This window comes from Xanthomonas arboricola pv. guizotiae (assembly GCF_002940205.1).
GTDB lineage: Bacteria > Pseudomonadota > Gammaproteobacteria > Xanthomonadales > Xanthomonadaceae > Xanthomonas > Xanthomonas arboricola_C.
In genome coordinates, this window is record NZ_MDSK01000062.1 from 1 (window position 1) to 10,776 (window position 10,776).

The following is a 10,776-nucleotide window of genomic DNA, read 5'->3' on the forward strand; positions in this document are numbered from 1 at the left end:
CATCCGCCAAGCACTCTTGTAGTTGATGCCCAGATGACGCATCAGTTCCAGCGCGGCCATGTTGGTCTTGGTCGAGGTCAACAGGTGCAAGGCCAGCATCCAGATGCGCAGTGGCAGTTTGGTGCCTTGGAACATCGTGCCCGCGATCAGGCTGGTCTGATGCCGGCACGCGCTGCATTGAGAGTAGATGGCGCCACCACGCTTGAAGCGCGAGCGCGCCCGTCCAGCGCAGGAAGGGCAGCGAAATCCCTGCGGCCACCGCCATTGATACAGAGCGCGGTAGCACTTGGCCTCGGTACCGTAGGCAGCGAAGAACTCCGGCATTGACAATCCTGTAATGACCCACCGGTTTCTGCTCAGGTCATGCCGTTAATGTAGCGGCGTATGGCCGCGTTTGGGGTCATCATCTTCAGCGCCTGATGAGGGCGCTGTTGGTTGTAGAAGGCGATCCAGTCAGCAATCACGCGCAGCGCGTGGGTTTGGCTCTCGAAGCGATGCCGGTGCACGCACTGCTCCTTCAGCGTCCGGATCACCCGTTCCACCATCCCGTTCTGCTGTGGGCAGTGCGGGGGGATGAACTCCTGCTTCAGGCCATAGCTGCGCACCAACCGGGTGTAGTCGCGGCTGGTGAAGACCAGGCCATTGTCCGAGCGCAGTAGGAACGACTCCTTGACCTTGCCCAGCGTGCCGAAGCGCGTGATCAGGGCCTGCTCCAGGGCGGCCGAGGCCGTGCTGGCCTTCCCCGTCCGTGACAGGTGCCAGCCAAGCAGCTGACGCGTGCTGCAGTCGATCACCAATGCCAGGCTGAGCCAGCCATCCTTGCCCCCCCATACGCGACACAGGTCCCTCGCCCAACGTTGATCCGGCTTCTGCGCACGCGATACCTTGGCCTCGACCCGCGGGCGCAGGCCAAGGGGCCGCTTACGAACCTGCCAGCCCTTGAGCTGGAAAATCCGCTGTACGGTGTTCTTGTTCATGCCAAGCAGCGCAGCCACGGTGCGATAGCCAAACGACGGCTCCGCCTCGATCATTTCCTTGATTGGCTCAGCCAACTCCGGCTTCACCTTGGCGGGCGAGCTGGTCGGCGTGTAGTACATCGTGCGACGTGCCACGCCGAACCACTGGCACAGCTTGGTCATCGGAACTGAAACACCTTCTTCCTTCAGGCCCTGCTGGACCGAGAGCATCAGCTCTCGTCCTTTCCCAGCAGGGATACCAGCTTTTTTCGCGCACGGATCTCCAGCATGGCCTCGCCGTAGGCCTCCTGCAGGTCCTTCAGCTGGCGCTCGTACTGCTCGCGCACGTCCTCCGGCTTGGCCCTCAGCGCGTTCTCCAGGCCGCGCTTGCCCTCTTCGACCCAGCTTTCGATCTCAGCCGGAGTCAGGTCGAACTGGCGGCTGGCAGCAGCCACCGTCCTCTTGCCTTGGATGATCTCAAGGACCAGAGCAGACTTGCGCCGGGCGGTCCAGCGCTTGATCTCTGCTTCCATCACTTCGCTCATTGGTGTCTCCTTCAGGGAAAGTAACACTTGAGCAGGAATTCAGTGGGTCATTACAGCAGCTTCTTCAGCCGCGTGTTCTCGGCCTCAAGGTCCCTGAGCCGTTTGGTATCGGGCACGCTCATCCCGCCGAACTTGCTGCGCCACACATAGTACGAGGCCTCGCTGAAGCCATGGCGCCGGCACAGGTCCTTGATTGCCACGCCTGCTTCGGCCTCTCGCAGGAAGCCGATGACTTGCTCGTCGGTAAAACGCTTCTTCACGTCCAATCTCCTTCGGGGTAGGGAATTGGACTCCAAACCGGGGGGCTACTCAAAATTGGGGGGACGTCGCTCCGTCCGAGACCAGCGCGAGCAGGAGCAGCGCCGGCTCGCGCATCAAGTGCAGGAGTTGCAGGTCGCCCTGCGCCGGGCCAACGAGGCCTTGACCGCCAAGAACCACGACCTGATGCAGCTCAACCGCGACAATGGCCAGTGGCTGGAACGCCATACCCGCCTGGAGCGGGAACTGGCGCAGGCACGCTAGCGGGCCGATGCCCAGCAACGCGAGCGCGACGCGCTGCGCCTGACGGCCGCCGAGCACCAAGCCCTGCAGGTGCGCTGGACCCAAGATGTCCAAGCGCTGGAAGGCGTGCGCGCCGAACTGGCTGCGGCGCGGACCGATCTGATCGAAGAGCGCCAGCGCCGGGAACATGCCGATGCGGACACCTTGCGGGCCACGGTACGTCTGAGCACGCTGGAACAGCTCTTGGAGCAGCTGCGGCCACCGCGCCCCGTTGGAGAACCCGAAAACGCCATCTCAGCCGATGCAATGCCGGCAGGCAGATGATCAGCCGCTTGGCGAAGGCTAGGAAATCCCCCGCGTCAATGCTTCGCCGTGCCAATCATGACTTCGGTCAACCAACGACATTCAGAGAGCTACTCTGCAAGAGTTAATGATGATGGAAATCAAGGCTTTCGAATCTTAAAAAATATTTGAAGTTTTGCTAAGCGCAGGAATCGAAATTAAAAATTTATTCAATCTCAAGTGAGAGGTGTCTTTATGGGTAATATTTGTGGTACTTCTGGCTCCCACTATGTGCATAGCCCGACAGATAGCCCTCGAGCAGATAGCCCTCGAGCAGATAGCCCTCGAGATGTCTCTGGTTCGTCAACACCAGCATACAGCGCAGGTGGTCAAGTTCTAGCCGAAGATTTTCTCACGCTTGCTGCATCGGACGTATATCACGATAGTCGACTCTGGCACGGCACTTCAGGAGGCTATTTGGAAGAACTCAGAGCTAAGGGGTTTCAGAGGAGGCGTTCAGGTGCTGTAGACGCCACTCTCCAAGCCGGCTACGAATTAGCCCCATCTGTCGTGGAAAATGCGGAAAAGCACAATTATTTTACTAGTTATCCGGTAACTGCAAAAAAATATGCTCGCCGGACAGATCCAGATAATCCCGTTCTCGTTAGAACTATAGGGATAAAGAGCAACTTTCCAATTGAGCCAGATCCCGACAGCAAAGGCCCTGACGGAGAAATTTACAAGTATAATTGCAGGACAACCTCATCCATCCCGCCACGGTTCGTAGTTAAATCAAAACATAGCGAGCCAGAAGATGATGCCAAAGTTTTTAAAAAGGAAATGGGTAAAGCGGGCTATAATGTCTCTCTAGAGCAAGCGGGAAAATTACTGCGGGAAGTGCAGTCAGATTCTGACGACGACTTCTGAGTTTCAGCATTGGAGGCCGACTCATGCGAACTCCAACGCCAGTATTGTAGGTGGCTAGCTGATTTAGGTGAGTCTTGAAAAAACTTCCTGATTTGGCAAAATCTCCGGACACCAATTGCCGAGCTTCTCTTCGCCGATGCCGAGTAGGCCGGTAAGCGCAAGCAGGCCAGTGTCCTGGTCTAATTCTCGTGGACACCTCATAGGGGGTGATCATCCCCAACGAGGACATTGAAAGACATGACGCGCCGTAGCCGTAGAACCTTCGATACCGCCTTCAAGCTGCAGGTGGTGCACATGGTCCGAGACCAAGGCCTGAGCAAAGCATCGGTCTTCTTCGCGCGGCTGCGGCCAGTGCACTCCGTTGGAGAACCCGAAAAACGCCATCTCAGCCGGTGCAATGCTGGCAGGCAGATGATCAGCCGCTTGGCGAAGGCTAGGAAATCCCCCGCGTCAATGCTTCGCCGTGCCAACCATGACTTCGGTCAACCAACGACATTCAGAAAGATCTTCTGAAAATTTAATGAGTCGCCCCTGAAAATCCCCACCATCCTAGTCACAGCAAGGCTTCACTGGCCGCACTGGCGTGCCGGAGCTACCAGTTTTCGCTACGCTGCAGGCTGATTTGGCAAAATCTCAGAACACCAATCGCCGAGCATCTCTTCGCCTATGCCGGCTTAGGATCTTAAAATGTTTAATATAAAAATTTTGAATAGCCCCAATTATATTGCCAGGACGGGGAGTGAAGATCAGGTTGAAAATAATTTCCCCAGTACTTCCAGGCCCGTCATTGGGCCGCCATCGTCTGAAAAATCAGAAGATGAAATCAAAAATAACTTTTCTTTTTTTGGCGCAAGGCCGGCTTTTTTTGCGAGTCAAGCAGTTGTCGAAGCTATTCCGCGAACGAGCATACATCCACCGTTACCGAAACGGTATCAAGGTTTTAATCGCATTTGTCAGTCATTACGCCATATATCAACTGCTGTAAACTTGGGCATGATAGGACTTAAGTCGTTGAGGCCTATCGAAGTTCAAGCATCTATTATTAATGGAAAGCTTCATGTCTCTTCAAACTTTCATAGCGATTATATTAAGGAGTCATTGCACTTTGCTTTAACGAGAGATACAGAGAGCTCAATCTCCTACCCAAAGAATAGAAGATCTAAAGCCCTGGTCGAGGAAAGCAGAAATAGGCGACATGTCGTAAAACTCAAAGAAAATTTTCTTAATCAAGATAGGTTTGAGTTATTGAAACAGAAGACTGTTTCGGAGATAAGAAGAGGTTTGGGTTGCCCCGTCGAGAATAACCTCTCAAGTCAGGAGCTTTCTGAGCAAGCTATTGCTGCGCTGCATATTTTACATAAGGTGATTCAGGCCGCCTCACAGTCGAATCCGACATTCGAAAGCTTAATCATCCATCATCCATTCAGAGATGCGAGTCTTGATGGTATATTACCTGACGGGATCAATCAAACCATGCATGCAGAGCAGAACATTCAGAGGGCTTTGGCGTTCGATAAAGAATGCAATTATCAAGAGTTAGTAGGAAATTTTGGATTACAAGAAGGAAAACATGTAATCGTTCCTATTGCTGGAAAGTATGTGCCTTGCGCAGCATGCTCTGAAGTTGAGAACGAGGCTAAAGGGCAGGATGGATTATTCCATCCTGATAGTGGAAAGTTTATACTGCATAGATCAACTCAGCGCATTGGAATGGCTTTTTGGGATGAGGTGCAACATATTGCCATTGAGGCTCTCGATACTGATCAAGGAAAAGCGCTTACCAAAGGTATTAATATAAGGGATCGTTTTTATGAAAATCCTGAAAAATTACAGGCTTCGCATCGAGAGATGGTGGAAGATTATTCGTTTGATACAGATAGCGTTTGTTCTGACGACGATTCCTCCCCGTAATATGCCTCGACCTTCATGATCCCTTCCGACCTCTATATTGGCTAGGCCAATGCAGCCACCCCTATTGAACCTGCCATGCCGCCGACAGCGGCTGTAAATCTTCCTTGCGAGCGTGTAACCCATAGGCTACGCTAGCCCATCAAGCTCAAGGAGGGCTACGCGTGGTCACTATTCATCCGCAGAAGATCGAGGGCCATTTCCGGGCCGGTGTTGCGCTGGACCTCCACACCACCAGCAGCACTCCGACCGGCTACAACGAAGCCGGTCATCTGCAATTCGACACCGCGCGGCCTGAGATTGCGGAACTACTGTATCAGTTAAAATACCACGGCAACCAGGAAGCGGCGAACGGGATCATTGAGGCGGCCACCGCGTACCTGCAATAGCACAGGGCCCGTTTCGATTTGATGATTCCTGTACCGCCATCGTCGGCGCGCGCCGTGCAACCGGTACTCATTTTGGCGAGCGGAATTGGAACTGCGGTCGGTTTGCCTGTTGTCGAGTGCATCGTCACGACACGCGCGACAACGCAACTCAAAGGCGTCACTGATCCCGATGAACGCATGAAATTGGTCGATGGCCTCTATACCGTCGATCCGGCTCACACCGCTGGCAAAAACATCTTGCTCTTTGACGATCTGTTTCGCTCAGGAACCACGATGAACGCCATTACTGACGTACTCCTGAAACAAGGCAGCGCCAAGAGCGTGTGTGCTCTCACCATCACCAAAACTCGGAGTAACCGATGATGAACACGATTTTCATCGGCGGCTCGCGCCATGTATCACGTCTACCGGCCGAAATAAAGCGCAGGCTCAATAACGTCATAAACAACGGACACCAAGTCATTGTTGGCGATGCCAACGGTGCCGATAAGGTTGTGCAGAAGTACTTCAGCGAAGCTGCCTACGACAAAGTAACGGTGTTTTGCTCCGGTGACAGCTTCCGGAACAATCTTGGTCATTGGACAACGCGCAAGGTCGATGCGCCGAAGAATCTCAAAGGCTTTCAGTTCTACGCCGCCAAGGATCGCGAGATGGCGCGTGAGGCCGACTTTGGCCTGATGATATGGGACGGCAAGAGCCCTGGCACCGTACTTAACGTTCTGCGCTTGGTTCGTGCCGGCAAGATCGCGGTGCTTTTCAGCGTGCCCGACAAGCGCGTGATCAACATCAAGACACAGACCGATTGGGATAACTTCCTGATCCATTGCAGCGACGAGCTGCGTCATGATCTGAACAAGCGGGCTACGCCCGACGAGTGGCAATTGGGCCAGCAACAAAGCTTGCTCGACGCGAACCAGGAAACCGGACCCGAAACCGAGCAACCGCAACCCTCTGCGACGGGTCCATCGGAAGATGAGCTAGCCGACTCCCTCGACGCGGCACTCGCGGCAGCCGATCCGGCCGCCGTGGTTAATGCTCTTGGAGACTTGGCAAAAATGCGGGGCATGAGCAACGTCGCGAAAGAAACCGGGCTGGCTCGCGAAAGCCTTTATCGCGCACTGAGTAGTGGCGGAAACCCTGAATTCGCGACGGTACTCAAGGTACTTTCGTCCTTGGGTCTGCGCCTGCGTTCAACACACGCACGCTTGTGAATTTGCAAAGTAGCTGCACCCAGGAAAGACGATGCAACTCCCAGAAGCTACACGCGCCCCGTGGTTATGCATAAGTACTGGGCCGCAGCCACATGCTGGCGTTTGCTGAGGGTCGGCAGTGATTCGTGTAAAAGCCCTTTGCTGACAGAGGGTTAGCTCACTTTTGGCTGTTTTTTATACGAATCCCTGCCGACCCTCGGATCGATCTTGAATGATCGTCATCTGCGGCTTGGCTCCACGTGAAGCACTCAACAAGGGCTGAACGCTCCGACCTACTGGTGCACGCGCGAACTCCGGGCAAGGCTTGCAACTCAGGCGCTACTCTTCTCCTGCATTTGTGTCGTGTAAAATTTTGGAGGAATTGAAAATTTTTATTCCTTCCATAATTTCTTCAGCACTAAAATCCAACAAACTCATTTCGCGGATATGACTTCCTGTTTCATCTCTATTATAAGTGCAAAGCGAAACGCCTCGACGCAATGATCGGCAAATCTCATTAGCAATAAATCCCCTTTCTTGCATGGTCACTGCTGAAACCCTCTCAAGCGTTGATTCCTTGTCTAGTGCGGCTTCTGGCCCAAGCCATGATAATTGGCGCTCGATAAAATCTGCGACCATTTTACTTTTGTGCCCGTCATCCTCGATCTCTTGCGCTATTGACAACATCTCCAAATTAAATTCAATCAGGGTAGCGACCGCCAAGGGGCGAGATTCGCCGACAGCTATAGCTTTGGCATCCCACAGTTCGAGCTTAGTACAATATTCGTTATGCCGCAAAGTACTAGCAGGGTTTTTTGATTGCAATATCATCTGGCGTTCAGCCAATTCTTCAATTGAGTGAGCAAAGCCGGGGTGAATCCTATTTGGATCATGCCTTATAAATGGAATAAGATTATTTTCAATTACTCCCAATTTTTCGGCGTGACTAAGCGAGCTATATTTTTTTTCATAGTCGGAATTAAATGCGTTATTGGATTTGAAAGAATGCACGTCACCAAATCCATTTCGAGACGCAAGATAGTCTGATTCGTCAAGGACGCTTCCTTGGCCATATACGACTGCTGGGAGGCCTCTGTATTTTTGTTTGTTCTTCGGCCTAGGGACTTCAGATATCAGATTCATCCGCAGTTCCTTTTTTATAAGAGAGGCAGGAGTCATTACAATGTCATATAGCGCGGATTTGTCATATAGCCCAGATTTATTGCAAATCGTATCAACCTCTCTTTTTGCTGGCGTCTTCCCTTCCGCGCCAAGTTTACTAGGCACCTCTTGTGGACTTGAAAGTCGTAAAGATCGAATCATTAAAGGCTTTCCTTTCCCATACTCTTCAGCAACCTCTGGATTCCTTTTTATTAGCAATGCCTTGACTGAAGATCTATTAATGAGCGCTTCAAGTTCGACTCTATTATTGACCTTAGCCATTCCTCTCTGTAGTTGCGCCAAATTCTGAACTAATGCTTTATTTTGATGGACTCGCCTTAAAGATGAAGTTTGCAAAGCAGCTATATTCTCTTTTATAATTCTTTTTGGTGCTTTTTTCAAAGCTTGTAAATCGATCGATGGCCTCACGAGCCCGGATGTTGCAGAATTATCCTGCTGATTAGCAACATCTTCTCCGCAAGTGTTTAAATGGGTTTTTGAAACGGAATTAATCTTCATTGATAGTTTTCGTTTAATAATATTATTATTGATAATTGCTAGAGAAGCCGCCACCGCATCGCGCACAAGCGCGGTTGCCATCAACACGGCACTTACGATTTATGCGTTATGGTCGAGCCATTCGGACCATAACAATGGCTGGCCCTTTGGGTTTTGCTTGGCATACTCGTAGAATAGAGGAAGAAACTCTGACCGTTCATTACGAAACTCTGAGCGCCCTTTCTCGGAAACATTTTTATTTAGATCCAAGCTCCGCCCTGGATTTAAAGCGCGTTGCCGATGAATAATATCGTCGAACGATAACACCGCAGCATTTCTTAGCATGTCATGCAAAACAATGAAAATTGTCGTACGGCCTAGACCCATACCACAGTGCACGTGCAGCCTCTCATGAGGGGCCATTTCTCGCTCCATTGCGATGAACGCATCAATGTCGTCGGCGCGCGGCGAAAGATGATCTGTCACCGTCAAACGTACATATTTGGCACCTGCGGCTCTCACAAGCTCTTCTTCACTAAAAATTGTCGGTTTGCTTAAGGTTGCCCCGCGTGGGTTGCAGACTTCGCTCTTGACATCTTTGCGATGAAATATCTGCACCGTTTCCTGCGCTTTAAGCGCTTGAATCCTCTGATGCTCGTCTGCCAAAGCTTCGGCACGCGATTTGCCAGCATTGCCCCAGTTGTTTGGGGTACGCCAAGTACCCGGATAACCACCAACAATGGCATGGGATTCTTCACGAGCATCCAGAACGACCACTGGGTGCTCCTCGGACGGCCTCAGCCTAGTAATCTGCCCAATGGACGCGATACTGCCGCTACCTGAAACGTGGAGGTCTTTCCAACCAGTCGGATTAGAACTTTCGGGGAGGTCAAATTCGTCCGAAGAGCGGAAATTATCGAATGATTCTAGATCTCTGTCGTAAGCTAGAACAGGATGTGACGTGGGCGGCGGCGGGAGAGGCAAGGGATTCCTGAATTTCTGGATCACTTGACGAAGTGCTGTTTCTGACCGGCGTGTTTGTACGTTTTGCGAATCAGCGAGATGTGACGCAGTGCGCACACCTCGCTTCGGCAAATCAGCGAGTTCTGCGGGAACCGCTTGATCAATGTGGTTTGATACAACTTCCGCGTTAACGTTCTCATCGGAGTCGGTACCCATCATTCCGTCGTGGTTGGAGGATGATGCAATTGGACTAGAGGTTTTGTTCAGCATTTTCGCTCACTATAAATTATTATAGGATCCTTATTTTATCGCTGAGCGAACTAGTTTTATATTGTGACAGGAAATTATGTCATTAATAGCGATGTTGAAGTGCTGGCCGCAGTTTGATCCACCAGCTTGCTTAGGGAACCTCTGAACAACTCTTGGCGTTGCGAGCGAACTTGGGATTTCGCNAGTACATGTCAGAAGTGGCGAACAATTGACCATGCAGGCGCCGATGCGTGGCCTTCAACGTCTGACTCGATCTGTTTTCAGCCTCTTTCATGCCGTTTTCCCGGCCCGTAGGCACAACTGTCCCAAGGTGCGCATGCGCACCAAGTTGTAGGCAGTCATGTTCAACATGAACATCTGATCCACCTTCTCCAGCCCCCGCACCATCACTTGTCGGATGTTGCCGATCAACTTGGCCCAGCCAAAGCCCTGCTCGATCAGCTTCCGCTTCGTCTGCGAGATCGCGTAGCCATCGCTTGCTGCCACATCATCTGGAACCGCTGAGCGACGGTTGCTGGTGTTCTGTGCAATGTGAGGCGCAACGTCCATTTCCTGCAACGCCTCGACGAACTCGGATGCGTCGTAGCCCTTGTCCGCGCCCAGCGTCAGCGCACCGTCCGGGTTGGCCAGACGTGCATCACCGATCATGGCCTTGGCCGCTTCACGCTCAGCGTAGCCGTCGGCATGGGTTACCCGCGCATTGGCGATCAGCCCGTGGCGGTTGTCCGCCAGCGTATGGCCCATGTAGCGTAGCTCACTGGCGGTCTTGCCCTTGCGATACAGCCGGGCATCGGGATCGGTCGTGGAGGCGTGTGTCCCTCGGTGGGAATACGATAAAGTCTCTTGCAACTGGCTGGGTCGGGGAAGGGTTTTTTGTCGATACAGAAGGTCCTCTGCCGAGTGGCGCCAACTGTGGAGCAGGAAATCGCTTCTTAATCCAGCCGACTACGCCGATGCAAAAAGAAACCTGATTAGCCCTGACCTTCAGCCGCCAGTCGCAGGATCTGCGCCGCGCTGGGTGGATGCTGCTGTCACTCTGAAGCCAACGAGGTGACGTGATGAGCATCAATGCGGTGCAGTTCCAGGCTGGATTGTAATGACCCAGTGATTTCCTGCTCAGGTGCTACCTTTTGACGGAGAGCACGATGAGCCAAGTAATGGACGAAGAGATCAAACGCTGGACGGC

At 52.5% G+C, this 10,776-nt stretch carries 10 protein-coding genes and 3 pseudogenes; 6 read left to right on the forward strand and 7 right to left on the reverse strand.

The features are described from left to right. The 4 genes and pseudogenes from XarbCFBP7408_RS21140 to XarbCFBP7408_RS21155 all read right to left on the reverse strand — a co-directional run. On the reverse strand, window positions 1-324 hold a 324-nt coding region (locus XarbCFBP7408_RS21140), incomplete at its 3' end, for a transposase (RefSeq protein ID WP_146093813.1). 32 nt (window positions 325-356) lie between these two features. Next, complete coding sequence (locus XarbCFBP7408_RS21145) at window positions 357-1,187, reverse strand: IS3 family transposase (RefSeq protein ID WP_104564604.1); 831 nt, start codon at window positions 1,185-1,187, stop codon at window positions 357-359. After that, on the reverse strand, window positions 1,187-1,501 hold the full coding sequence (locus tag XarbCFBP7408_RS21150; protein WP_104563050.1) for a DUF1153 domain-containing protein: 315 nt from the start codon (window positions 1,499-1,501) through the stop codon (window positions 1,187-1,189). Before XarbCFBP7408_RS21150 ends, XarbCFBP7408_RS21145 begins: the two co-directional genes overlap by 1 nt. 53 nt (window positions 1,502-1,554) lie before the next feature. Further along, window positions 1,555-1,761: pseudogene (locus XarbCFBP7408_RS21155) on the reverse strand (transposase); the annotation flags it as partial. Between the two features lie 64 nt (window positions 1,762-1,825). Here XarbCFBP7408_RS21155 and XarbCFBP7408_RS21165 point away from each other — a divergent pair. The 6 genes and pseudogenes from XarbCFBP7408_RS21165 to XarbCFBP7408_RS21185 all read left to right on the forward strand — a co-directional run. Next, window positions 1,826-2,326 (forward strand): annotated as a pseudogene (locus XarbCFBP7408_RS21165) (DNA-binding protein); the annotation flags it as partial. 435 nt (window positions 2,327-2,761) lie between these two features. Beyond that, window positions 2,762-3,211, forward strand: a complete 450-nt coding sequence (locus tag XarbCFBP7408_RS21170) for a hypothetical protein (RefSeq protein ID WP_219820286.1) — start codon at window positions 2,762-2,764, stop codon at window positions 3,209-3,211. Window positions 3,212-3,898: 687 nt separating this feature from the next. Continuing rightward, window positions 3,899-5,122, forward strand: coding sequence for a hypothetical protein (locus XarbCFBP7408_RS23005; RefSeq protein ID WP_219820287.1), 1,224 nt, complete (start codon window positions 3,899-3,901; stop codon window positions 5,120-5,122). A 161-nt stretch (window positions 5,123-5,283) separates the two neighbouring features. Continuing rightward, on the forward strand, window positions 5,284-5,508 hold the full coding sequence (locus XarbCFBP7408_RS23310) for a hypothetical protein (protein WP_258072278.1): 225 nt from the start codon (window positions 5,284-5,286) through the stop codon (window positions 5,506-5,508). Between the two features lie 21 nt (window positions 5,509-5,529). Next, window positions 5,530-5,871 (forward strand): ComF family protein, encoded by a 342-nt coding sequence (locus XarbCFBP7408_RS23315; RefSeq protein ID WP_258072279.1) that lies wholly within the window; start codon window positions 5,530-5,532, stop codon window positions 5,869-5,871. After that, window positions 5,868-6,719 carry an addiction module antidote protein gene (locus XarbCFBP7408_RS21185; protein ID WP_258072280.1) on the forward strand — a complete coding sequence of 284 codons (852 nt, stop codon included), beginning with the start codon at window positions 5,868-5,870 and terminating at the stop codon, window positions 6,717-6,719. The genes XarbCFBP7408_RS23315 and XarbCFBP7408_RS21185 overlap by 4 nt, the downstream gene beginning before the upstream one ends. A gap of 318 nt (window positions 6,720-7,037) precedes the next feature. On the opposite strand, the gene avrBs1 is transcribed toward XarbCFBP7408_RS21185, so the two are convergent. The 3 genes and pseudogenes from avrBs1 to XarbCFBP7408_RS21200 form a co-directional block, all read right to left on the reverse strand. Then, window positions 7,038-8,459, reverse strand: a complete 1,422-nt coding sequence (avrBs1, locus tag XarbCFBP7408_RS21190; protein WP_258072282.1) for an AvrBs1/Avra family type III secretion system effector — start codon at window positions 8,457-8,459, stop codon at window positions 7,038-7,040. A gap of 18 nt (window positions 8,460-8,477) precedes the next feature. Continuing rightward, window positions 8,478-9,590, reverse strand: coding sequence for a type III secretion system effector XopH (xopH, locus tag XarbCFBP7408_RS21195; protein WP_219820288.1), 1,113 nt, complete (start codon window positions 9,588-9,590; stop codon window positions 8,478-8,480). A 270-nt stretch (window positions 9,591-9,860) separates the two neighbouring features. Next, a pseudogene (locus tag XarbCFBP7408_RS21200) lies at window positions 9,861-10,406 on the reverse strand (transposase); the annotation flags it as partial. Window positions 10,407-10,776 lie beyond the last annotated feature (370 nt).

Bases quoted from the DNA above. Each gene is read 5' to 3' on its own strand.
- XarbCFBP7408_RS21185 (WP_258072280.1), top strand. From the start codon at position 5,868: ATGATGAACACGATTTTCATCGGCGGCTCGCGCCATGTATCACGTCTA.
- avrBs1 (WP_258072282.1), bottom strand. From the start codon at position 8,459: ATGGCAACCGCGCTTGTGCGCGATGCGGTGGCGGCTTCTCTAGCAATT.
- xopH (WP_219820288.1), bottom strand. From the start codon at position 9,590: ATGCTGAACAAAACCTCTAGTCCAATTGCATCATCCTCCAACCACGAC.
- XarbCFBP7408_RS23315 (WP_258072279.1), top strand. From the start codon at position 5,530: ATGATTCCTGTACCGCCATCGTCGGCGCGCGCCGTGCAACCGGTACTC.
- XarbCFBP7408_RS21150 (WP_104563050.1), bottom strand. From the start codon at position 1,501: ATGAGCGAAGTGATGGAAGCAGAGATCAAGCGCTGGACCGCCCGGCGC.
- XarbCFBP7408_RS23005 (WP_219820287.1), top strand. From the start codon at position 3,899: ATGTTTAATATAAAAATTTTGAATAGCCCCAATTATATTGCCAGGACG.
- XarbCFBP7408_RS21145 (WP_104564604.1), bottom strand. From the start codon at position 1,187: ATGCTCTCGGTCCAGCAGGGCCTGAAGGAAGAAGGTGTTTCAGTTCCG.